The 22,901-nt window shown below is 68.5% G+C and carries 21 protein-coding genes and 1 tRNA gene; 11 read left to right on the plus strand and 11 right to left on the minus strand.

All coding sequences use genetic code 11. The features are described from left to right. Nucleotides 1-119 precede the first annotated feature (119 nt). On the plus strand, nt 120-1,016 hold the full coding sequence (locus ACFOMD_RS14490; protein WP_380862610.1) for an MlaA family lipoprotein: 897 nt from the start codon (nt 120-122) through the stop codon (nt 1,014-1,016). A 1-nt stretch (nt 1,017) separates the two neighbouring features. Here ACFOMD_RS14490 and ACFOMD_RS14495 read toward each other — a convergent pair whose 3' ends face one another. Genes ACFOMD_RS14495 through ACFOMD_RS14505 form a run of 3 tightly spaced genes read right to left on the minus strand, consistent with a single transcriptional unit; the run spans nt 1,018 to nt 3,640 of the window. Then, a complete protein-coding gene (locus ACFOMD_RS14495) occupies nt 1,018-1,353 on the minus strand; it encodes a 2Fe-2S iron-sulfur cluster-binding protein (protein WP_380862612.1) in 336 nt (111 codons plus the stop codon). Further along, entirely contained in the window at nt 1,350-2,489 is a 1,140-nt protein-coding gene (locus ACFOMD_RS14500; protein ID WP_380862614.1) for a cysteine desulfurase family protein, read from the minus strand. Before ACFOMD_RS14500 ends, ACFOMD_RS14495 begins: the two co-directional genes overlap by 4 nt. Next, nucleotides 2,489-3,640 (minus strand): cysteine desulfurase family protein, encoded by a 1,152-nt coding sequence (locus ACFOMD_RS14505; RefSeq protein ID WP_380862616.1) that lies wholly within the window; start codon nt 3,638-3,640, stop codon nt 2,489-2,491. The genes ACFOMD_RS14500 and ACFOMD_RS14505 overlap by 1 nt, the downstream gene beginning before the upstream one ends. Here ACFOMD_RS14505 and ACFOMD_RS14510 point away from each other — a divergent pair. Continuing rightward, nucleotides 3,639-4,280 carry an alpha/beta hydrolase gene (locus ACFOMD_RS14510; RefSeq protein ID WP_380862618.1) on the plus strand — a complete coding sequence of 214 codons (642 nt, stop codon included), beginning with the start codon at nt 3,639-3,641 and terminating at the stop codon, nt 4,278-4,280. The two genes, ACFOMD_RS14505 and ACFOMD_RS14510, sit on opposite strands and share 2 nt — an antisense overlap. On the opposite strand, the gene ACFOMD_RS14515 is transcribed toward ACFOMD_RS14510, so the two are convergent. Beyond that, a complete protein-coding gene (locus ACFOMD_RS14515; RefSeq protein ID WP_380862620.1) occupies nt 4,277-4,723 on the minus strand; it encodes an Lrp/AsnC family transcriptional regulator in 447 nt (148 codons plus the stop codon). The genes ACFOMD_RS14510 and ACFOMD_RS14515 overlap by 4 nt on opposite strands. A 104-nt stretch (nt 4,724-4,827) precedes the next feature. Here ACFOMD_RS14515 and ACFOMD_RS14520 point away from each other — a divergent pair, with 104 nt between their 5' ends. Continuing rightward, nucleotides 4,828-5,130 carry a cupin domain-containing protein gene (locus ACFOMD_RS14520; protein WP_380862622.1) on the plus strand — a complete coding sequence of 101 codons (303 nt, stop codon included), beginning with the start codon at nt 4,828-4,830 and terminating at the stop codon, nt 5,128-5,130. Between the two features lie 3 nt (nt 5,131-5,133). Here the strand turns inward: ACFOMD_RS14520 and ACFOMD_RS14525 are convergent, their stop codons facing one another. Then, nucleotides 5,134-5,460 (minus strand): hypothetical protein, encoded by a 327-nt coding sequence (locus ACFOMD_RS14525; protein ID WP_380862624.1) that lies wholly within the window; start codon nt 5,458-5,460, stop codon nt 5,134-5,136. Then, nucleotides 5,457-6,584, minus strand: coding sequence for an anhydro-N-acetylmuramic acid kinase (locus tag ACFOMD_RS14530; protein ID WP_380862626.1), 1,128 nt, complete (start codon nt 6,582-6,584; stop codon nt 5,457-5,459). Before ACFOMD_RS14530 ends, ACFOMD_RS14525 begins: the two co-directional genes overlap by 4 nt. Nucleotides 6,585-6,616: 32 nt before the next feature. Between ACFOMD_RS14530 and tyrS the strand changes: the two genes are divergently transcribed. Beyond that, nucleotides 6,617-7,840, plus strand: a complete 1,224-nt coding sequence (gene tyrS / locus ACFOMD_RS14535) for a tyrosine--tRNA ligase (RefSeq protein ID WP_380862628.1) — start codon at nt 6,617-6,619, stop codon at nt 7,838-7,840. A gap of 8 nt (nt 7,841-7,848) precedes the next feature. On the opposite strand, the gene ACFOMD_RS14540 is transcribed toward tyrS, so the two are convergent. Then, on the minus strand, nt 7,849-8,346 hold the full coding sequence (locus ACFOMD_RS14540) for a tetratricopeptide repeat protein (RefSeq protein ID WP_380862630.1): 498 nt from the start codon (nt 8,344-8,346) through the stop codon (nt 7,849-7,851). 23 nt (nt 8,347-8,369) lie between these two features. Further along, nucleotides 8,370-10,436, minus strand: a complete 2,067-nt coding sequence (gene recG / locus ACFOMD_RS14545; RefSeq protein ID WP_380862632.1) for an ATP-dependent DNA helicase RecG — start codon at nt 10,434-10,436, stop codon at nt 8,370-8,372. Nucleotides 10,437-10,518: 82 nt separating this feature from the next. On the opposite strand from recG, the gene ACFOMD_RS14550 reads away from it, so the two are divergent. Genes ACFOMD_RS14550 through ACFOMD_RS14565 form a run of 4 tightly spaced genes read left to right on the plus strand, consistent with a single transcriptional unit; the run spans nt 10,519 to nt 17,401 of the window. Beyond that, nucleotides 10,519-10,791 carry an FAD assembly factor SdhE gene (locus ACFOMD_RS14550; RefSeq protein ID WP_380862634.1) on the plus strand — a complete coding sequence of 91 codons (273 nt, stop codon included), beginning with the start codon at nt 10,519-10,521 and terminating at the stop codon, nt 10,789-10,791. Between the two features lie 10 nt (nt 10,792-10,801). Beyond that, complete coding sequence (gene mfd, locus ACFOMD_RS14555; protein ID WP_380862636.1) at nt 10,802-14,353, plus strand: transcription-repair coupling factor; 3,552 nt, start codon at nt 10,802-10,804, stop codon at nt 14,351-14,353. 1 nt (nt 14,354) lies between these two features. After that, nucleotides 14,355-15,242 (plus strand): subclass B3 metallo-beta-lactamase, encoded by an 888-nt coding sequence (bla, locus tag ACFOMD_RS14560; protein WP_380862638.1) that lies wholly within the window; start codon nt 14,355-14,357, stop codon nt 15,240-15,242. Nucleotides 15,243-15,295: 53 nt separating this feature from the next. Next, nucleotides 15,296-17,401 (plus strand): S9 family peptidase, encoded by a 2,106-nt coding sequence (locus tag ACFOMD_RS14565; RefSeq protein ID WP_380862640.1) that lies wholly within the window; start codon nt 15,296-15,298, stop codon nt 17,399-17,401. A gap of 3 nt (nt 17,402-17,404) precedes the next feature. On the opposite strand, the gene ACFOMD_RS14570 is transcribed toward ACFOMD_RS14565, so the two are convergent. Genes ACFOMD_RS14570 through ACFOMD_RS14580 form a run of 3 tightly spaced genes read right to left on the minus strand, consistent with a single transcriptional unit; the run spans nt 17,405 to nt 20,790 of the window. Then, nucleotides 17,405-18,004, minus strand: a complete 600-nt coding sequence (locus ACFOMD_RS14570) for a TIGR02466 family protein (RefSeq protein WP_380862642.1) — start codon at nt 18,002-18,004, stop codon at nt 17,405-17,407. A gap of 26 nt (nt 18,005-18,030) precedes the next feature. After that, entirely contained in the window at nt 18,031-18,672 is a 642-nt protein-coding gene (locus tag ACFOMD_RS14575; protein ID WP_380862644.1) for a DsbA family oxidoreductase, read from the minus strand. A 6-nt stretch (nt 18,673-18,678) separates the two neighbouring features. Further along, nucleotides 18,679-20,790, minus strand: coding sequence for a putative bifunctional diguanylate cyclase/phosphodiesterase (locus ACFOMD_RS14580; RefSeq protein ID WP_380862646.1), 2,112 nt, complete (start codon nt 20,788-20,790; stop codon nt 18,679-18,681). 145 nt (nt 20,791-20,935) lie between these two features. Here ACFOMD_RS14580 and moaA point away from each other — a divergent pair, with 145 nt between their 5' ends. From moaA to ACFOMD_RS14595, 3 genes are all read left to right on the plus strand, one after another. Next, entirely contained in the window at nt 20,936-21,964 is a 1,029-nt protein-coding gene (gene moaA, locus ACFOMD_RS14585) for a GTP 3',8-cyclase MoaA (RefSeq protein ID WP_380862648.1), read from the plus strand. Then, on the plus strand, nt 21,961-22,737 hold the full coding sequence (locus tag ACFOMD_RS14590; RefSeq protein ID WP_380862650.1) for an NAD kinase: 777 nt from the start codon (nt 21,961-21,963) through the stop codon (nt 22,735-22,737). Before moaA ends, ACFOMD_RS14590 begins: the two co-directional genes overlap by 4 nt. 76 nt (nt 22,738-22,813) lie before the next feature. After that, nucleotides 22,814-22,888, plus strand: a tRNA-Asn gene (locus ACFOMD_RS14595). Nucleotides 22,889-22,901 lie beyond the last annotated feature (13 nt).

The following is a 22,901-nucleotide window of genomic DNA, read 5'->3' on the forward strand; positions in this document are numbered from 1 at the left end:
TTTATATGCGGTCAACGGATTGACTCGCGTGGACCCATGTTGCTTCCAAAAGGTTCGCCCATCGGGTTGAGTCAGGGTTTGGGAGATTCGAATTGCGCGCCACTCGCGTTGCCGTCTTGTTGACGGCCAGCCTTCTTGCCGCCTGCGCGACGACTCCCGGCAACCAGCTCGCGGCCGAACGCGATCCGTGGGAAAAGACCAACCGCGGCGTCTACAAGTTCAACCGCGGGCTCGACAAAGCCGTGGTGACCCCGGCAACCAAGGTCTACCGCGCGGTGACTCCGAAAGCCGCGCAGCGCGGCATCGGCAATGCCTTCAACAATGTCGACGAGCCCTTCTCGTTCGTGAACGCGGTGCTGCAGGGCAAGGTCCGCCAGGCGTTCCGCACCGCGGCGCGCTTCCTGATCAACACCACGCTCGGCGTCGGCGGCCTCGCCGATCATGCGACCGACATGGGCCTGCCCGAAGAACCCGAGGATTTGGGTCAGACGCTCGCGGTCTGGGGCCTCGATTCCGGCGCCTATGTCATGCTGCCGCTGTTCGGCCCCTCGACGGTGCGCGACACCATCGGCTTCGCGGTGGAGCGCTTCAGCGACCCCTACCGGCTGGCGCTCAACGAGGCCAATCTCGACACGATGGAGACGATCGGCGTCACCGGCCTCGAGCTCGCCGATACCCGTTCCTATGTGATGGACACCGCCGACCCGCTGCTCGAGGGCAGCGCCGACGAATATGCGACGGTGAAGTCGGCCTATCTCCAGTACCGCTGGAATGCGATCCACGACGGCGCGCCGCCCGAGGATTACGACGAGACCCATCCGGTCGAGCAGATTCCCGCCGCCGCGCCGACCGATCCCGATCCGGTGGCAGCGCCAGCCGCCACGGCGCCCGGCGAAGCGACGCCGGCGCCGGCCGACGCCCCTGCGGCTGAGCCGCCCGCCCCGGCAGCCACGACGCCCGCAGCGGAACCGACGCCCGCACCGGCGCCGGAGAAGCCGACCGAGCCGAAGCCCTAATCTAGCGTCGCTGCATGTTGGCGCTGCCGCCCGGCATGCGCACTTCCAGGCTGTCGAGCCCTTCGCCGAGCCAGATCTGGCAGGCGAGCCGCGAGGTGCGGCCGACGCCATAAGCGAAGTCGAGCATATCCTCTTCCTCGTCGCTGGCCGGCGGCAACTTGGCGAAATCGCCCTCGGCAACGATGACATGGCAGGTCGAGCAGGCCATCGCGCCTTCGCAGGCGCCCTCGAGCGGCTGGTCGTGGGCCTGCGCCAGTTCGAGCAGCCGGATACCTGCGGCACCTTCCGCCTCGACGCTGTTACGCCCGTCCGCCGACACGAACTTCACCTTCGTCACGCCGCCCTCACCCCCTGTGCCCGCACCGCATCGTTGATCATCGCCATCGCCCGGTCGATCTCGTCGGCGGTCGTGAACCGCCCCCAGCCGATGCGCAGGCTCGCCTTCGCCAGCGCGTCGGGCAGCCCGAGCGCCGCCAGCACATGGCTGGGCTTGCCCTTCGCCGAAGCACAGGCGGCACCCGCCGATACCGCCAGGCCACGCAAATCGGCGAGAAGCCGCGCGCCATCGACGCTGGGAAAGCAGAGGTTGAGATTGCCGTGCCAGCGCGCGGTGGCTGAGCCGTTGAGACTGTAGGGCACATCGAGGGCGGCGAGCGCCCGGTCCCACAATTCCCGAACATGCGCCGCATCAGCGTCGAGGCGTGCCGCCGCCACCTCGGCGGCCTTGCCGAAGCCGACGCACAGCATCGGCGCGAGCGTTCCAGAGCGCAGCCCGCCGCCCTCCTGTCCACCACCGTGCATCTGCGGCGCAAGGCGCGTGCCGGGGCGCACGTAGAGCGCGCCAATGCCCTTGGGACCATAGGCCTTGTGTCCTGACAGGCTGAGCAGATCGACGCCGAGCGCGTCGACGTCCACCGGGATTTTGGCGAACGCCTGCGCCGCGTCGCAGTGCATCACCGCACCCGCGCGCTTTGCCAGCGCCGCCACCTCGGCAACGGGCTGGATCACGCCGATCTCGTTGTTGACCGCCATTACCGAGACGATCGCGACATCGTCGCCGATGGCAGCGGCGGCCGCGTCGAGGTCGATCAGCCCATCGGCATCGACGCCCAGAACGGTCAGTTCGGCGCCAAGCTCACGGAGGTACTCGGCGGTATCGAGCACGCAGCTATGCTCCGTCGCAACGGTGACGATGCGCCGCCGCGCTTGTCCCGGCGCGGTCAGCACACCTTTCAGCGCGAGATTGGTCGCCTCGGTAGCGCCGCTCGTAAAAACAAGGGCTTCGGGCAGCATGTTGAGAAGGCGCGCGATCTGCGCACGGGCGTTATCGACCGCCGCTTCGGCTTCCCAGCCGGGGCGATGCTGCGAATGCGGGTTGCCGAACCGGTCGAGCAGGAACGGCTGCATCGCGGCTGCCACCGCCGGATCGACCGGGGTCGTCGCCTGATAGTCGAGGTAGATCGGCGCCGCCATCAGGCCGCTTTCGCCGCCTGGCGCTTCGCCAGCGATGTCCAGGCTTCGGCGAAGCTCTCGACCTCGGCGGCGGTCGTGTGCCAGCCGAGGCTCACCCGGATCGCCTCACCGGCGGCCTCCGGCCCGATACCCATCGCCGCCAGGACATGGCTGGCCTTGACCTTGCCCGACGAGCAGGCCGCGCCGCTCGACACCTGATAGCCGGCGAGATCGAGCGCGATGAGCTGCGTCGAGGCAGCGACGCCGGGCATGCGGATGCAGCTGGTGGTGCCGAGGCGCGGCGCACCCGCGCCGAAGATCTCGACACTTGGCACTCCGGCGCGCAGCCGTTCCTCCAGCCGATCGCGCATCTCCGTGACGCGAGCTATCCAGTTCGTATCGGCGCGCGCCTCCAGCGCCGCGGCAAAGCCGGCGATTCCCGGCAGATTCTCCGTGCCGGCGCGAAAACCCCGCTCCTGCCCGCCGCCGCGCTGTACCGCGCTCAGATCCTCAGCACAGCGGACGATCAGCGCGCCGACACCAGGTGGCCCGCCGAGTTTATGCGCCGACACCGCGACGAAATCGGCCGCCGGCAGCGACAGCTTGCCCGCCGCCTGCACCGCATCGACCAGCACCCGCGCACCATGATCGCGGGCGAGGCGCAACACCCCGTCGATCGGCTGGATGACGCCGGTCTCGTTGTTGACCTGCATCACCGCGACCAACACCGGGCCTTCCGCCTGCGCCAGCAGTCCTTCCAACGCCGCGAGATCGATAATCCCATCGCCATCCACCGGCGCGACGATCGCGCCCCCGGCCTGCGCCAGCACCGCGCTATGCTCGACCGCCGATACAATCCGCGTCGCCGCCGGCACGCCGTGAAGCGTGAGCCCCAGCGCCTCGGTACCGCCGCTCGTGAAAACAATCGCTTGCGGCTGACAGCTCAGATAGCGCGCCATCTGTTCGCGCGCTGCCTCCAGCGCGCCCTTGGCCTTCCGCCCCGCGCCATGCACCGACGACGGGTTCGCCCACGCCCGCGCGGCGGCCGTCATCGCCTCGACGGCGGCGGGCTCGATCGGCGTGGTGGCGTTATAGTCGAGATAGGCGGGCATGGCAGCGAGAGCGGTTCCGGTTGCGGAGTCGGGCTTGTCCCATATATAGGCGCTCGCCATGCCTGAAGTCATTTTCCCCGGCCCCGACGGCCGTCTCGAGGGCCGCTACCAGCCCGGTACCCGTCCCCGCGCGCCGGTGGCGATCATCCTGCACCCGCATCCGGGCACGATGAACAACCACATCGTGCATATGCTGTACAACGCCTTCACCAAGCGCGGCTTCTCGACGCTCCGCTTCAATTTCCGCGGCGTCGGCCGCAGCCAGGGCGAGTTCGACAACGGCATCGGCGAACTGTCCGACGCGGCGTCGGCGCTCGACTGGATGCAGCAGTTCAACCCGGAAGCGCAGATCACCTGGGTCGCCGGCTTCAGCTTCGGCGCCTGGATCGGCATGCAGCTTTTGATGCGCCGGCCGGAGATCAAGGGCTTCATCTCGGTGGCCCCACCCGCCAACCTCTACGACTTCGGCTTCCTCGCGCCCTGCCCGTCCTCGGGCCTGATCGTGAACGGCGCGAACGACGAAGTGGTGACCGCCGGCGGCGTGCAGAAGCTCGTCGACAAGCTGAAGACGCAGCGCCACATCACCATCACCCATGAGGTGGTCGAGGGCGCCAACCATTTCTTCGAAAAGGAAATGGTCGAGCTTCAGGGCCTCGTCGAGAATTATATCGACGCGCGCATGGCAGCGCTTCCCCGCTAAGCCTTGGTTCGCCGCTCGAACGGCGTCGACAGCACCAGCCGCGTCTCGACGCTGTCGACGCCGCGCGCCAGCCGGATCGCCTGCACGATGCGGTCGAGATCGGCGGTGTCCGCCGCGCTCACCTCGGCGAGCAGATCGATCTCGCCGGCGAGCGCATGCACGGTGACGATCTCGGGGTGCTTCGCCAGTTCGGGCAACGTCGTCTCGCAGCGCCCGCCCGCGCCGTTGCGCACGAACAGCCAGGCGCGCAGCCGCGGCCTGGCCGACATAGCGCCGCGATCGATGGTGTAGGCGGCGATCGCCCCTGAGCGCTCCAGCCGCGCCAGCCGGTCCTGCGTCGCGCTGCGCGACAGGCCGATGCGCCGCGCCAGATCGACGACGCTTGCCCGCGCATTGCGCTCCAGCGCCAGCAACAACGCCTCATCCTTGTCGTCGAGCGTCACAGTCTCTCCCTACCGGCGATCTGCCGGCCCCGGCGACACAAATACGGGCGAACCCGCGGCACGCCGCCGCTAGCAGAGGCTGACCGACAGCGGAGAGAGTTAGCATGGATTGCCTGAACATCGACACCGTCGCCGCCATCGAGGTGGGCCCCGGCTGCTATCGCCGCGATCTGCCCACGGCGGGTGGCGTGCGCGCCTGGATCGTCGACATGGACCCGGGCGCCCAGTGGCCGCATGTCGACCAGCATGACCGCTACGGCGAGGAAGTGCTGGTGCTGTCGGGCGAGATGATCGACGGCGACCGGCGCATCGGCCCCGGCACCTACATCCTCTACGGCCCCGACAGCGCGCACCAGCCGCGCACCGAGATCGGCGTGCGGCTGTTCGGGATCAACGTCGTCGGCTGACGCCTATTTGGCGCGCGACCACCAGTTTGCGGCGTCCTGCACCTCGACCTTGCCGCTGCGACGGTCGTAGAGGCACAGCATCAACCCCTGCGCGCCCTTCATGTGCGGTTGCGGGTAGATGCCGCTGACGAGGCGCGTGTCGTAGCCGACATCGTCGCTGAAGCGGATCGTGCTCTTGCCGACGTACGGCTTGGTGAAGCCGGTGGCCTTCGCGCAGGCGGTGGCGACCTTGGCTTCGAGCGCGGCGTAGCTCTCCGGGGTGGCGGCGCCAACTGTGGTGGAGGCGGCGCTGCCCGTGAGCAGCGCGGCGAGGAGGAAGAGTTTCTTCATGACCGATGAACTCGCCCGCCGCCGATCGGTTGCGGAACGCCGGTCGTTGTCGGGAAGCTGGTGGGCTTGCCGTCGAGCACGCGCACCGCGAGATAGGCGAAGGCCTGCGCCTCGAGCATGTCGCCATCCCAGCCCACCGCCTCGACCGGATCGACGGGCATGTTGAGTCGCTGGCGCAGCATCGTCATCAGCGCCGCATTGTGCCGCCCGCCGCCCGCCACCAGCAGCCGCGCGGTCGGCTCGGGGACATGACCGAGGCCGATGCGCACCGATTCGGCGGTGAAGGCGGCAAGGGTCGCGGCGCCATCCGCGAGGCACAGCCCTTTCACGCCGGCGATCGAGAAATCATTGCGGTCGAGCGATTTGGGTGGCGGCGCGGCGAACCACGGCAGCTCGCACATCGCCGCCAGCCGCGCCTCATCGACCTTGCCCGACAGCGCCAGCGCCCCACCCTCGTCATGGGTGAGCCCGCCCTGCTCGCGCACCCAGTCGTCGATCAGCGCGTTGCCGGGGCCGGTGTCGAAGGCGATCATGTCGTCGTCGCGGCTGCCGAACCAGGTAATGTTGCCGACGCCGCCCAAATTGAGCACTGCCACCGCCTGCCGACAGCCGAGGCCCGGCACTTCGCGCAAGGGCTCGACCAGCGCGCGGTGGAACACCGGCACCAGCGGCGCGCCCTGCCCGCCCGCCGCCACGTCCGCCGAGCGGAAATCATCGACGACGGTGACGCCCGACAGCTTCGACAGCAGCGCGCCGTCGCCGATCTGCCAGGTCCAGCGCCGGTCGGGGCGGTGTGCAACGGTCTGGCCGTGGAAGCCAATGACGTCGACGTCGTCGGGGGCGACGCCCGCTTTTTCGAGCAGCGCCTCGACCGCCTCGTCATGCGCGACGGTCAGATCGAGCGCGATCCGGTCGATCTCCTTGTGGGCGGCCGGTGCGTCCATCGCCAGCGCCAGTTCCATCGCGCGGCGCAGCTTGGCGCGCATCGCCTCGTCATAGGGCTGCGAATGATGCTCGATCGGGCGGACGATGGTCTCGCCGTCGGTCTCGATCAGTGCGGCGTCGACGCCGTCCATCGAGGTGCCCGACATCAATCCGACCGCAAGCCGCAAGCCGCTACCCACGTCGACCAACTCCATGCTAAGCGCGGCGCGCCATGACAGCCTACCGCTCCGATCTGCTCCGCGTCCTAGACGAACGCGGCTACATCCACCAGACGACCGACGGCGCCGCGCTCGATGCGCTGGCGCTGAAGCAGGTGGTGCCCGGCTATATCGGCTTCGATCCGACGGCGCCCTCGCTGCACGTCGGCAGCCTCGTGCAGATCATGCTGCTGCGCCGGCTCCAGCAGACCGGCCACAAGCCGATCGTTCTGATGGGCGGCGGCACCGGCAAGATCGGCGACCCGAGCTTCAAGGACGAGGCGCGGAAGTTGCTCGGCGCGGATTCAATCCAGTCGAACGTCAATTCGATCAAGCGCATCTTCGAGCGCTTCCTGACCTTCGGCGACGGCCCCACCGACGCGGTGATGCTCGACAATTCCGAATGGCTCGACAAGCTCGAGTACATCCCGTTCCTGCGCGATGTCGGCCAGCATTTCTCGGTCAACCGCATGCTGAGCTTCGATTCGGTGAAGCTGCGCCTCGACCGCGAACAGTCGCTAAGCTTCCTCGAGTTCAACTACATGATCCTGCAGGCCTATGACTTCATGGAGCTGCAGCGTCGCGCGAACTGCCGCCTGCAGATGGGCGGCTCCGACCAGTGGGGCAACATCGTCAACGGCATCGAGCTGACCCGCCGCATGGACGGCGTCGAGGTGTTCGGCGTCACCACCCCGCTCATCACCACCGCCGACGGCGGCAAGATGGGCAAGACCATGTCGGGCGCGGTGTGGCTGAACGAGGACAGCTTGCCCGCCTATGATTACTGGCAATTCTGGCGGAACACCCACGATGCCGACGTCGGCAAGTTCCTGAGGCTGTTCACCGATATTCCCGTCGACGAGATCGCGCGGCTGGAGGCGCTGCAGGGTTCCGAGATCAACGACGCCAAGAAGGTGCTGGCCGACGCCGCGACCGCGCTCTGCCGCGGCCCGGAAGCCGCTGTTGCCGCTGCCGAAACGGCGCGCACCACCTTCGAGCAGGGCTCGGCGGGCGCCGACCTGCCCACGCTCGCGGTATCGGGCTCGATCGGGCTGATCGACGCGATTCTGCAACTGGGTTTCGTCGCCTCGAAGAACGAGGCGCGGCGGCTGATCGCGCAGGGCGGCGCCCGCGTCGACGGCGAATCAGTAACCGACGAGGCTTATGTCATCGCGGTCTCGGGTCAGGTGAAGCTGTCGGCGGGCAAGAAGCGCCACGGCGTGCTCACCGCGGCGTAAGAGCGTCGTTAGCGGGCCGAGGTCGACCACGGGCGCCAGTTGAGCACCCAGCGGTCGGCGCGGCGACGCTCCGCTTCGGTGATCTTCTGCGCGACCTCGGCGGCGGTCTGCCCCCCGGCCTGCGCCGTCACCCCGTGGCCGCGCACCTGCGCCAGCCGCGCCCACATATAGGCGCCCGGCAGGTCGACCCACGTCCCCTTGCCGTCGGCATAGGCGTCGGCGAGCGCGAGCTGCGCCGGGGCATAGCCACGGTTGGCGGCACGGTAGAAATAAGCGGCGGCGGTGGCGTCGTCCGCCTTCACGCCGCGCCCTTCCGCGTACATCGTGCCGAGCATCGTCTCGGCGATCGCCGAACCCTGATCGGCGAGCTTCTGGAAATCGTGGCGCGCCGCCTTGAAGCGCTTCGCCTCATAGGCGGCCACCGCCCGCTCGAAGAGCCTGGCGTTGTCGGGCGCCGCGGCGGCGGGCGTCGCGAACAGAGTGATGGCGATCAGCAGGATGCGCATGGAATGCTGCCTTTGCCCGCCGCTCAGCCCGACCGCAAGAGACCGACCGCCGCATCCCGCTCGAACAGATAGAGCAAGGTACGCGCCGCTTGGCCCCGCGCGCTCGACAGCCCGCCGTCGCGGTCGACGAGCAGCCGCGCGTCGTCGCGGGCAACCGGCAGCAGCTCGGCCATCTGCACCGGGTCGGCCAGCCGCCATTCGGCCTCGCCCGATTGCTTGGTGCCGAGGATTTCGCCGGCGCCGCGCAGGCGTAGATCCTCCTCGGCGATGCGAAAGCCGTCGTTGGTTTCGCGCATCAGCGCCAGCCGCGCGCGCGCCGTCTCGGAAATCGCCGGGGAGCGCAGCAGCAGGCATACCGAGCGGCCACTGCCGCGCCCGACCCGCCCGCGCAGCTGGTGGAGCTGGGCAAGGCCGAAGCGCTCGGCCTGCTCGACGATCATCAGGGTGGCGTTGGGCACGTCGACTCCGACCTCGATGACGGTGGTCGCGACCAGCACCGACAGGCGGCCGTCGGCGAACTCGGCCATCACCGCGTCCTTCTCCGGCCCCTTCATGCGGCCGTGGACGACGCCGATCGCCGCGCCATAATGCTCGCGCAGCGACGCGGCGCGCTCCTCGGCGGCGGCGAGGTCGCCCTTCTCCGACTCCTCGACCAGCGGACACACCCAATAGGCCTGCCCGCCGTTGGCGATATGGCGGCCGACGCCGGCATAGACTTCCATCAGCCGTTCGAGCGCCGTGACGCGCGTCTCGATCGGCTGGCGGCCCGGCGGCATCTCGTCGATCCGCGACACATCCATCTCGCCGTACACGGTCAAGGTCAGCGTGCGTGGGATCGGCGTCGCGGTCATCACCAGCACATGCGCCGGCAACTCGGCCTTGGCGGCGAGCATCAGCCGCTGGTGGACGCCGAAGCGGTGCTGCTCGTCGATCACCACGAAGCCGAGATCGCGGTAGGTCACCGCCTCCTGGAAGATCGCATGGGTGCCGACGAGGATGTCGATATCGCCGGCGGCCAGCCGCTCCAGCGTCTCGGCGCGGGTGCGGCCCTTCTCGCGCCCGGTGAGGATCGCGACCTTGACCGGCAAGCCGTCAAGCAGCGCGGTGAGGTTGGCGAGATGCTGGCGGGCAAGGATTTCGGTCGGCGCGAGCATCGCCGCCTGCGCGCCGCTCTCGACCGCCGTCAGCATCGCCAGCAGCGCCACCAAGGTCTTGCCCGACCCGACATCGCCCTGCAGCAGCCGCAGCATCGGCGACGCCTGCGCCAGATCGCCGTTGATTTCGTTGACCGAGCGGAGCTGTGCCCCGGTCGGGCGGTAGGGCAGCTTCGCCGTCAGCGCCTCGGCGAGCTTCCCCGTCACCGGCAGCGGTCGCCCCCGCCGGCGGCGGGTATCGGCGCGGACCAGCATCAGCGCGAGCTGGTTGGCGAACAGTTCGTCATAGGCGAGCCGCTGGCGCGCCGGTCCTTCGGCGTCGAGCGCGTGAACCTTGGTCAGCGCCTCGCGCCACGCCGGCCAGCCTCGCGTCGACAGCACGCTCGGCTCGATCCACTCGTCGAGCTCGGGCGCGCGCTCCAGCGCCGACTGCACCAGCACGCCCATGCGGCGGTTGGCGATGCCCTCGGTCAGCCCGTAGACCGGCTCGCGCTCGGGGATGGTGTCGGCGGTGCCGACCGGCACGACATGATCCGGGTGCACCATCTGCAGCGCCTGGCCGTAGCGTTCGAGCCGCCCCGACACGAGGCGGCGCTCGCCGACCGGCAGCAGTTTCTTCGCGTAGCCGCCGCGGTCGGAGAAATAGACCAGAGTCACCGGATTGCCGGCCTCGTCCATGCAGCGCACCCGCGTCGGCGAGCGCGGGCCGCCGGCGTCGTGGCCGACGACGCGCAGCTCGACCGTCACGATGCGGTCGACCCACGCCATCGACAGCTCCTCGACGCGGAATCGCTCGATCGCCGATACCGGCAGGTGGAACAGCAGGTCGACTGCCCGGTTGAGACCCAGCCGCGCGAGCCCGCGGGCGACCGCGGGTCCGACGCCTTTCAGCGCGGAGGCTTCGGCGAACAGGGGGTTGAGGATGCTGGGACGCATGGGGTATCCGACCGCGACGTTAAACGATGGCGCGGGCCGGTTCTACCGGTGTCGCGCCGTTGCCGATTCCGCGAAAGCCCACATGACCGACGATCTCGACTTCCGCCGCCGGCGCATCGCCTTCCGCGCCTGGCACCGCGGCACCAAGGAAGCCGATCTGATGATCGGCGGCTTCGCCGACCGCTATGCCGCCGGCTGGAATAGCGAAGAGCTCGACTGGTTCGAGGATCTGCTTGCCGAGCAGGACGTCGATATCATGGCCTGGGCGCTCGGCCGGCAGGCGCCGCCGGCGCGCTATCACGGGCCGCTGCTCGACGCGCTGATGAAGCTCGATTTCATCGGCAAGGCCCGATGAGGATTAGGACGTGATCGATTTCAAGCGGCTCGTTCAGGCGAAGGAATCGCTGACGCTCGCCGGCGTGCCGGCGGGGTTTCAGCCGTGGCTGCTCGCCGACCTCGCGCGCGCCGCCAAGGGCCGCGCCGTCTATGTGGCGCCGGATGAAGCCGCGGCGCGCAGCGTGCTCGACGCCGCCACCTATTTCGCGCCCGAACTGACGACGATCTTCATTCCCGCCTGGGACACCCTGCCCTACGACCGCGCCTCGCCGAGTCTGCGCGTTACCTCCGACCGCCTCGCCGGCATCGCCGCGCTGGCGGCGAAGCAGCAGGGCGCCGAGCTGGTGGTGACCACGGTCAACGCGCTGACGCAACGCACGCTGGCGCCGGGCCGCATCGCCGCGCTGACCGCGCGCATCGCGCCCGGCGAGCGCATCGACCGCGACCGGCTGGCGGCAAAGCTGCAGTCGAACGGCTATGTCCGCACCGACACGGTGGCGGAGGCCGGCGAGTTCGCGATCCGCGGCGGCCTGCTCGATCTGTTTCCGGCGGGCGAGGAGCTGGCGCTGCGTCTCGACTTCTTCGGCGACGAGATCGAGACGGTGCGCCGCTTCGACCCCGGCAGCCAGCGCACCGTCGAGACCAGCCCCGGCTTCACCCTGATGCCGGTCTCGGAAATCCTGCTCACCGACGAAACGGTGCGCACCTTCCGCAAGGGCTATGTCGAGGCGTTCGGGGCGACGGCGACCGGCGATCCGCTGTATCAGGCGATCAGCGACGGGCGGCGACTGGCAGGCATGGAGAATTGGCTGCCGCTGTTCGAGCCCGGCCTCGCCACCCTGTTCGACTATTTCGGCGACGACGACGTCATCGTCCGCGATGCCGGCGCCGAGAAGGCCGCCGAGCAGCGCTTCGAGGCGATCGCCGACTATTACGACAACCGCACCGCCGCGCTCGCCACTTCGAAGGGCAGCTACCGGCCGCTCGCGCCGAACGCGCTCTACCTGCCGCCAGAGGAATGGCGCGAGCGGCTCGCGGCGCACCGCGTCCACCTCACCTCACCGTTCCATGTGCCCGAGGACACGGCGCGCGCCGTCGACCTCGGCGCCGAGCCGGCGCGCGATTTCGCCCCCGAGCGCGCGGCGAACGAGAATGTCTATGAGGCGGTGCAGCGCCACGTCGATGCGCTGCGCAAGGCGAAGACGCGCGTCGTGCTCGCCAGCTACACGGCTGGTGCGCGCGAGCGGCTGGGCGGCCTGCTCACCGATCATGGGCTGAAGAAGTTCGCGCTCGCCGATAGCTGGCAGGAGGCGTTGGGCGCCGCCGCCGATGGGCGCGTGGCGATGGCGGTGGTGCCGCTGGAGCATGGCTTCACGGTCGACGGCCTCGCCGTGCTGACCGAGCAGGACATGCTCGGCGACCGGCTGATCCGCCGGAAGCGGGTGAAGAAGGCCGACGCCTTCCTCGCCGAGCTGGCGATGCTGACGCCCGGCGACCTCGTCGTCCATCAGGACCACGGCATCGGCCGCTACGAGGGGCTGACCACCATCCCGGTCGGCAACGCGCCGCACGACTGCGTGATGCTGACCTACGACGGCGGCGACAAGCTGTACGTCCCCGTCGAGAATATCGACGCGCTGTCGCGCTACGGCGCCGAGAACGAAGGCGTGTCGCTCGACAAGCTCGGCGGCGTGCAGTGGCAGGCCCGCAAGGCGCGGATGAAGGAGCGCATCCGCGAGATCGCGGGCGAAATCCTGAAGACCGCTGCCGCCCGCGCCACCCGCCCCGCCCCCGCCGCCGAGGTCGATCCGTCGGCCTATGCGCAGTTCGTCGACCGCTTCCCCTATGCCGAAACCGACGACCAACAGAAATCGATCGACGACGTCATCGGCGACTTGTCGTCGGGGCATCCGATGGATCGGCTGGTTGTCGGCGACGTCGGCTTCGGCAAGACCGAGGTGGCGTTGCGCGCTGCCTTTGTCGCGGCGATGTCGGGGATGCAGGTGGCGATCGTCTGCCCCACCACCTTGCTTGCGCGCCAGCATTACCAGAATTTCCGCGAGCGCTTCGCCGGCTTCCCGGTCGAGGTGCGCCAGCTGTCGCGGCTCGTCGCCTCGGGCGAGGCCAAGAAGGTGCGCGAGGGGCTGACCGACGGCTCGGTCGATATCGTCGTCGGCACCCACGCCATCCTCGCCAAGGGCATCGAATTCAAGCAGCTCGGCCTCGTCGTCGTCGACGAGGAGCAGCGGTTCGGCGTCGTCCACAAGGAGCGGCTGAAGGCGCTTAGGAACGATGTCCATGTGCTGACGCTCACTGCGACGCCGATTCCGCGCACCCTGCAGATGGCGATGTCGGGGCTGCGTGAGCTGTCGGTGATCACTACGCCGCCGGTCGACCGCCTCGCGGTGCGCACCTACGTCATGCCGTGGGATGAAGTGGTGGCGCGCGAGGCGCTGCTGCGCGAGCACTACCGCGGCGGCCAGAGTTTCTTCGTGACGCCGCGCATCGCCGACCTGCCCGATATCGAGAAATTCCTGCGCGAGAGCGTGCCCGAGGTGCGCTATGTCATCGCGCACGGCCAGATGTCGCCGACCGAGGTCGAGGAGCGCATGAGCGCCTTCTACGACAAGCAATATGAGGTGCTGGTCTCGACGACGATCATCGAATCGGGGCTCGACATCCCGAGCGCCAACACGCTGATCGTGCACCGCGCCGACATGTTCGGCCTCGCGCAGCTCTACCAGATCAGGGGCCGCGTCGGCCGGTCGAAGATCCGCGCCTACGCCTATCTGACCACGCCGGCCGACATGTCGATCACCGAGACGGCGGAGAAGCGGCTGCAGGTGCTATCGAGCCTCGACTCGCTGGGCGCCGGCTTCCAGCTGGCCAGCCACGACCTCGACATCCGCGGCGCCGGCAATCTGCTCGGCGACGAGCAGTCGGGGCATATCCGCGAGATCGGCTTCGAACTCTACCAGCAGATGCTGGAGGACGCGATCGTCGCCGCCCGCGCCGAAAGTCAGGGTCTGAAGCCGCCCGAGGATGCGTTCAGCCCGACGATCACCGTCGACGCGCCGATCCTCATCCCCGAGGATTATGTCCCCGACCTCAACCTGCGCATGGCGCTCTACCGCCGGATGAGCGAGCTCGAGGACCGCCGCGCCATCGATGGCTTCGCCGCCGAGTTGATCGATCGGTTCGGCAAGCTGCCGGCCGAGGTGAAGAACCTCATCATGGTGCTTGAAACCAAACAGAATTGCCGCGTGGCGTGCATCTCGAAGATCGAGGCCGGGCCGCGCGGTGCCATTGTCAGCTTCCAGGGCGGCTTCCCCAATCCCAAGGGCCTGTTCGACTATATCGACCGGCTGAAGGGCACCGCGAAACTGCGCCCCGACCAGAAGATGGTGGTGTCGCGCGACTGGGGCGGCCCCGACGCGCGGCTGAACGGCGTGCTGCAGCTGTCGCGCGGCCTCGCCAAGGTGGCGAAAGGCGAGGAGGTGAAGCCGAAGGCGGCGCCCCCGGCTCCGCCGCCCGCACCCAAGAAGCCGGTGATCGGCAGTTTCCAGAGCAAGCGGCGGTAAGATGAAACGGATCGGAGCAGCCCTCGCGTTGACGATGCTGGCGGCGGCGGCCCCGGCGGACGACCCCCTCCTTCGCCCAATCGCGCCCGACTTTGCCAAGCAGTGGCTGACGCCGCAGCCGCCAGTGAAAGTCTTCGGCAACACCTATCTCGTCGGCTTCGGCGGCATGAACGTCGCGCTGATCAAAACGAAGACCGGCCTTATACTTATCGATGGCGCGCTGCCGCAGGCGGTGCCGGCGATCGAGGACAACATCGTCAAGCTCGGTTTCCGCCTGAAAGACGTCGAGCTGATCCTTAGCACCGAGCCGCATTACGACCATGCCGGCGGCCTCGCCGCGCTGACGCGCGATACCGGCGGGCTGGTGGTGGCGAGCAAGCCGGCCGGCGCGGTGCTGAAGCGCGGGCGCAACGGCCCCGATGATCCGCAGATGGCGGATTTGCTGCCCTTCCCGCCGGTCGAACGGCTGCGGATGGTGCGCGACGGCGAGAAGGTGCGGCTTGGTGATGTCATCGTCACCGCTGTCGCCACGCCCGGCCATACCGCAGGCAGCATGAGTTGGACGTGGAAGAGCTGCGAGGGCGAGCGCTGCGTCGACATGGTGTTCGGCGCCAGCCTCAACCCGGTGTCGGCAGAAGGCTACCGCTTCTCCGACCCGGCCAACGCCGCTGTGGTCACCGCCTTCCGCTACAGCTTCGCCCGGCTGCGCGAACTGCCGTGTGACATGCTGATCAGCGCCCATCCGGTCCATTCGGGCGGCGTCGAGAAGATGGCGCGGCTGATCGAAGGCGCCTCCCCCAACCCCTTCCTCGATCCCGGCGCCTGCAGCGCCTATGCCGACAAATATGCGCGGCTGCTCGACGAGCGATTGGCGCGGGAGGCGCGTTGACCGGCGGCTGAGAATCGCGCCATCCTCGCCGCATTCGAACGGGGGAGCTGATGATGACGCGGTGGATGATGCTGGCCGGCGTGGCGCTGGTGATGTCGGGTGGCGCGCTGGCGCAGACGGCGCCGAAGCCCGCCAAGCGGCCCTTCCAGGTCACCTCGCCCAACGGCGCGCGCGCCGACGATTATTACTGGCTGCGCGACGACACCCGCAAGAACCCCGACATGCTCGCCTATCTGAAGGCGGAGAACGATTATGCCGATGCGCAGCTGAAGGCGCTGAAGCCGCTGCAGGACAAGCTCTACGAAGAGACCGTCGCGCACATCAAGCAGGACGACAGCTCGGTCCCCTACCAGAAGAACGGCTATTGGTACGGCACCCGATTCGAGACCGGCGCCGACTATTCGATCATCGAGCGGCGCAAGGGCAGCCGCGACGCGCCGGCCGAGACGATGTTCGACCAGCCGGCGATGGCGAAGGACAAGGCGTTCTTCGCGATCGGCGACTGGGCGGTCAGCCCCGACAACCGGCTCGTCGCCTGGGCCGAGGATATCGTCGGCCGCCGGCAATATGTGCTGAAGGTGAAGGACCTCACCACCGGCAAGGTGTTCGCCGATACGGTCGACAACATCGAGCCGAACGTCGTCTGGTCGGGCGACGGCAAGAGCGTGCTCTACGTCGCCAAGGACGCCACCACCCTGCGCGGCTATCAGGTGAAGGCGCATGCGCTGGGCACCGCGGTGGCGAGCGACAGGCTGATCTACGAGGAGAAGGACGACACCTTCTCGATGGGCATCGGCCGCACCGCCGACGACCGCTTCGTCTGCATCATTTCGCAGAGCACGGTCAGCGACGAGCAGCGTTGCGCCCCAACCGCGGCGCCGACCAGCTTCACCGTGCTCGCGCCGCGCGCCCGCGAGTTCCGCTACAGCGCCGACCACCTCGGCAACCGCTGGATCATCCGCACCAACCGCGACGCGAAGAACTACAAGCTGGTGACGCTCGCCGACGCCGACGCAGCGAACGGCGTCGCCGCGTGGCGCGACCTGACGCCGGCGAGCGACAAGGTCTTCATCGAGAATTTCGAGCCGTTCGAGGGCTTCATCGCCATCGACGAGCGCGAGGGCGGCAACCGCAAGGTGCGGCTACTCGGCGACGACGGCAAGTCGACGGCGGTGACTGCCGACGAGCCCGCCTATCGGATGATGCTCGACGTCAACGAGGAGCCGGCCACGCCATGGGTGCGCTACACCTACGCCTCGCTGGTAACGCCGACGACGACCTATGAGGTCAACGCGAAGACCGGCGAGCGCCGCGTGCTGAAGGTCGCGCCCGTCCCCGGCTACGACCCCGCCAACTACGTCACCGAGCGCGTCTGGGCGACCGCGCGCGACGGGGTGAAGGTGCCGGTGTCGGTGGTGTACCGGAAGGGCACCAAGCTCGACGGCACCGCGCCGCTGTTTCAATACGCCTATGGCAGCTACGGCTATTCGACCGACCCCGCCGTCGACGCCGGCCGCATCGGTCTGCTCGACCGCGGCGTGGTCTACGCGATCGCGCATATCCGCGGCGGGCAGGAAATGGGCCGTGGCTGGTACGACGACGGCCATCTCCTGAAGAAGAAGAACAGCTTCACCGACTTCATCGACGTCACCCGTCACCTCGTCGCGACCAGATATGCCGCGAAAGACCGGGTCGCGGCGATGGGCGGCAGCGCCGGCGGGCTGCTGATGGGCGCCGTCGCCAACATGGCGCCCGAGGACTATAAGCTGATCGTCGCGCAGGTGCCGTTCGTCGACGTGGTGACGACGATGCTTGACGCCTCGATCCCGCTCACCACCTTCGAATATGACGAATGGGGCAACCCGGCGCAGAAAGCCTATTACGACTATATGCTGAGCTATTCGCCCTACGATAATGTCGCGGCGAAACCCTATCCGGCGCTCTATGTCGGCACCGGCCTCTGGGACAGCCAGGTGCAATATTATGAGCCGGCGAAATGGGTAGCGCGGCTGCGCGAGATGAAGACCGACAGCAATCCGCTGCTGTTCCGCGTCAACATGGAGGCCGGCCACGGCGGCAAGTCGGGCCGCTTCGAGCGTTATCGCCAGAATGCGGAGTGGCAGGCGTTCATGCTGAGTCAGCTCGGCGTCGAGAAGTAGTTTCTAACTGTAGTTGAAGCTGATGCTGATGCGGTCGTCCTTGGCGTTGCTGGGGACGACCTCATGGCGCAGCCAGCTTTCCCACAGGAAGATCGTGCCGGGCTTCGGTTCGGCATAGACGAAGCTGCGCTGATCCTCGGGCGCGTCGGGCAGGCGCGCGGGAGCGGCCATCATCAGCGGCAGCCGCGGGTCTTCGAGCTTGAGCGTGCCCGATCCCGCCGGCACCGCGACGTAGAGGGTGCCGGAGATCACACTATGTGGGTGGATATGCCCCGAATGGCCGCCGCCGGGCTTGAGGATGTTGACCCACAGGCTGTCGAGCTTGAGCCGCTTCGGCAGGTCCATCGCGCAGGCCTCGGCGAACTTCGAGACGTGACGGTTGAGCAGCTTCACCAGGTCGGCGAAACGCGGGTCGCGCAGCGGCAGGTCGTTGAGCGAGGCGTAGGAGGTATAGCCGCGATAGCCGTGCTCCTTCGACCAGCGCCGCCCGGCGCGGTCGTTGGCGGCCAGGTCGTGGCAGGCGTCTTCCAGCTCGACGAGCAGATCATCGTCGCCGAGGTCGCCCTCGTAGAATCGTGTAACGAACAGATTACGGACAGACATTAACCCAGATCCCCAGGCCGCTGATTTCAGGCGCTTTTGCGTTCGACGAAAAGCCAATTACCGGCGACGGTGCCGGCGCGGCGGCTCCAGTCGCGGACCTGTTCGCGCTGTGCCGCATCGGCGCCGACCATGATCGTCGGCACGCCGCTGATCCCCGCCGCCCGCGCCTGATCGGACCCGGTATCGACGAAGTGACGCTCGGCGTCGCCGGCCAGCAGTTCGGCGACCAGCGCCGGGTCGAGCCCGACCTCGCCCGCCAGTTCGGCCAGCGTCGCGCGATCGCCGATATCACGGCCATCGGCGAAATGCGCCGCGAACAGCCGCTCGGCAAGCGCGTCGGCGACGCCCTGCCCGGTCGCCCAGCGCATCAGCCGGTGCGCGTCGCGGGTGTCGGGGATGCGAGCGACCTTGCCCATCTCGATGAACAGCCCCGCCTCGCGCGCCGCCTGCTCGATCGCCGCGCCCATGCCGCGCAGCCGCTCGCTGTCGTCGCCGAACTTGGCGCGCATGAAGGCGGCGCGCTCGATGCCGCCCGCCGGCATGTCAGGGTGCAGCAGATAGGGATGCCAGCGCGTCTCGACCGGCAGTTCGGCGCGCAGCGCGTCGAGGTTGCGCTTGCCGATGTAGCACCACGGGCAGACGAAATCGGAGACGATGTCGACGATCATCGGGGTTCAGGCCGCGGCGGCGCGGCCCTGCTCCCAGGCGGCGATGAACGGCGCCAGTTCGGCCGCCGGCATCGGCTGCGCGCAGAGAAAGCCCTGATACTGGCCGCAGCCTTCGTGGACGAGCAGATCGAGCTGTTCGGGCGTCTCGACCCCTTCGGCGACCACATCCATCTCCAGCGAGCGTGCCATGTCGACGATGCCGCGCACCACCACCCGGCCGCGCGGCGAGCCGACGACGTCGGTGACGAGGCTGCGGTCGATCTTCAGATAGTCGAGCGGCAGCGACTTGAGGTAGGCCAGCGACGAATAGCCGGTGCCGAAATCGTCGATGGCAACGCGCACGCCCATGTCGCGCAGCGCCGACAGCAGCAGCGCCGCCTTGTCGAGATTTTCCATCAGCCCGCCCTCGGTGACCTCGATGGTCAGCCGCTCGACCGGGAAGCCGGTGTCGCGCAGCACACCCATCACCGTCCGGTCGAAATCGTCGAACTTCAGATCGTCGGCGGTGACGTTGACCGACAGGCGCAGACTGGCGAGCGGCCCTTCCCAGGCGGCGGCCTCGCGGAGCGCCTTGTCGATGATATGCTCGGACAGCCGCCCGGTCAGCTCGGCGCTCGCCGCCACGTCGAGCAAGGTCTCGGCGGGCAGCAGCCCCATCACCGGGTGCCGCCAGCGCACCAGCGCCTCGACGCCACAGATCGCCTGCGAAGCGACGTCGACCTGCGGCTGATAGACGATGTCGAGTTCGTCTGACTCCAGCGCGCGGCGCAGATCGGTCTGCAGGTCGGCCATACGTTCGCGCGCGTCCTCGCCCTCGCCCGGCATGAAGATGCGGTAGCTGTTGGGCTCGGCGCTCTTTGCCTCGGCCAGCGCGGCGCTGGCGCGGCGGAACAAGGTCTCGGCGCCGTCGAGATCGGCCTCGGCGGCAGCGATGCCCATGCGGCTCGACAGGTGGATGACCCGCCCCTCGACCGCGAACGGCCGCTCGAACGCCTCGCCCAGCGACTGGGCGAAGGCGACGACGTCCTTCAACTGCGTCGGCCCGGCAAAGGCGATCGCGAATTCGGCGCCGCCGAGGCGGGCGAGCAGCATGCGTTCGCCATAGGCGTTCTCGCTGCCGGCGAGGTGGCGGACGCGGCGCGCGACGGCCTGCAGCAGCGAATCGGCGACGGCGCGGCCGTAGCTGGCGTTGACCTGGTCGAAGCGGCTGATCGCCATCTGGACGATGATGCAGGCCGGGTCGTGACCGGTGCGACCGCCCAATAGCTGATCGATCCACGCCTGCGCATAGCCCTGGTTGGCGAGGCCGGTGAGCGGATCGAAATGCGCCGACAGCCGCCGTTCGAGCATGGCCGCGTCGAGATCCTCGACGGTGGCGGTGAGGCCGGTGACCTGCTTGTCGGGGCCGTGCAGCACGCGGACGTGGTGGACGATGCGGTGCGGCGTGCCGTCGACGAGCATCTTGTGCTCGATGTCACCGCCCGAACCGGAAATCAGCAGGCGGCGGAAGCCGCGGCGGATCTTCAGCCGCTCGGGCGTTTCCAGCCGGCGCAGCAGCGCGGTAACATCGATCGGCCCGGCGACCGGCTGGCCGAGCAGCGCCGCCAGCGACGGCGAGATCGTCGCCGACCCCTCGCCCGTCGACCAGTGCCAGCGCGCCGTATCGGTCAGCGCCGCCTGCGCGCTTACCACCGCGGCGCTGACGCCCGTCTCCTGCATGCGGCGGACATAGCGATCGGCGAAGCGCAGCGCCTGGCCGAGCTCCGAATTGCTGAACGGGCTGATCAGGAAATGGGTGGCGCCGGCTTCGTAGACATCACCGATCGCCTCCGCGTCGCTGCGCGACAGCAGCACCGCAAGCGCACCGCGTCGTGCCTCGACGGCGGCGGCGAGCTGGCGGGTGACCTTCAGCCCGTGGGCGAGCGCGCCGCGCGCATCGACGATGGCGATCGACGAGGCCGATTGCGCAAAGCGGCGTGACGCCTCGTCGGGCCGCCGCACGGCGACCACGCTGCGCCCGCTCGCCTCGATCGCCGCCGTCACCTCCTGGCGATAGCGAACCGACACGATGAAGATCGGCGCCTGAGGACCCGTCCCCGTCATCTTGTTCCAATACATGACCACCCCGGCGATTGCCCCGCCAAGGCAGCATTACCCCTCCGTCGCGGCCATCGGCCCGACGCGACGATGCTAAACCGACAACGGGCACAATGCCATAGGCTGGACTTGCCCGGTTGCCCCCCTCACATTAGGCGACATGGCGGTGGCGCTTCGCACCCTGGATGATCCGGCCGTTCGGCCGCTGATCGACGGCTTCGGCCGGCGCATCGACTATCTGCGCCTGTCGGTGACCGACCGCTGCGACTTCCGCTGCGTCTATTGCATGTCGGAACACATGACCTTCCTGCCGAAGGCCGAGGTGCTGAGCCTCGAGGAGATCGACCGGCTGGCCAGCGCCTTCGTGCGGCGCGGTGTCAGGAAGCTCCGGCTGACCGGCGGCGAGCCGCTGGTGCGGCGCGGCATCGTCGATCTGGTGCGCTCGCTGTCGCGGCATTTGGACAGCGGTGCCATCGACGAATTGACGCTCACCACCAACGGCAGCCAGCTCGCGCGCCATGCCGCCGACCTTGCCGCCGCGGGCGTCCGACGCATCAACGTCAGCCTCGATACGCTGGACCCCGACCGCTTCGCGCGCATCACCCGCTGGGGCCGGCTGCCGCAGGTGCTGGAGGGCATCGCCGCGGCGATCGCCGCCGGGCTGCACGTCAAGATCAACATGGTGGCATTGAAAGGCCTCAACGAGGACGAGATCGACACCATGCTGCGCTGGTGCGGCGCCGCCGGTCACGACCTCGTGCTGATCGAGACGATGCCGCTCGGCGAGGTCGAGGAGGACCGCACCGACCGCTATCTGCCGCTGTCGGCGGTGCGCCACGATCTGGAAAGCCGCTGGACGCTCGACCCGATCCCGCTGTCGACCGGCGGCCCGGCGCGCTATGTCCGGGTACGGGAGACGGGGCAGCGGCTGGGGTTCATCACCCCCCTCACCCATAATTTCTGCGAAAGCTGCAACCGCGTGCGACTGACGGCGACGGGAACACTCTACATGTGCCTCGGCCAGGATGATTCGATCGACCTGCGCGCGGTGTTGCGCGGCAGCGACGACGATGGCGCGATCGACGCGGCGCTCGACGCGGCGATGGCGGCCAAGCCGAAGGGGCACGACTTCCGTATCGACCGCCGCGACGCCGCGCCTGCCGTGGCGCGCCACATGAGCCTGACCGGCGGATGAGCCGCTTTTCCCGCATGGCGCTGCTCGCCTCGCCGACCGAACAGGCGGAGTCGGCGGCCGAGGCACTGCGCGCGCTCTACGACTGGTCGCCGGTCGCCGAGGCCGATGTGATCGTGACCTTAGGCGGCGACGGCTTCATGCTGCAGACCCTCCACGGCATCATGGAACGCCGGCGCAATGTGCCGGTATTCGGCATGAACCTCGGCACCGTCGGCTTCCTGATGAACAGCTATCAGCCCGATGGGCTGGTCGACCGGCTCACCAACGCCAAGCCGTTCGCGCTCCACCCGCTGTGCATGGAAGCGCGCACCGTCAGCGGCCAGCGCATCGTCTCGCCGGCGATCAACGAGGTGTCACTGCTCCGCGAAACGCGCCAAGCGGCAAAGATCGAGATTTCGATCGATGGCCGCGTCCGCATGTCCGACCTCGCCTGCGACGGCGTGCTGGTGGCGACGCCCGCCGGCTCGACCGCCTACAACCTCTCCGCCCACGGCCCGATTCTGCCGCTGGAGAGCGATCTGCTCGCGCTGACCCCGATCAGTCCTTTTCGCCCCCGCCGCTGGCGTGGCGCGCTGATCCCCGCGAAGTCGGAGATCGAATTCCGCGTGCTGGAGGCCGCCAAACGCCCGGTCAGCGCCGTCGCCGATCAGGTCGAGGTGCGCGATGTCGCGCATGTGAAGGTGATCACCGATCGCTCGACCAAATTGGAGCTGCTGTTCGACCCCGAATATGCCCTCGACGACCGCATCGTCATGGAGCAATTCCTCACCTGAGGCCGCTTCGGCAATAAAAGCGTCAACGGGTGCTTGGCAGGCGGACGAGCCGTTGCTATACCCCGCGCCGCTCCATTCCTCGGTAGCTCAGCGGTAGAGCATCCGACTGTTAATCGGATGGTCGTAGGTTCGAATCCTACCCGGGGAGCCAGATACGGAAAGGC

This window comes from Sphingoaurantiacus capsulatus (assembly GCF_042648405.1).
GTDB lineage: Bacteria > Pseudomonadota > Alphaproteobacteria > Sphingomonadales > Sphingomonadaceae > Sphingoaurantiacus > Sphingoaurantiacus capsulatus.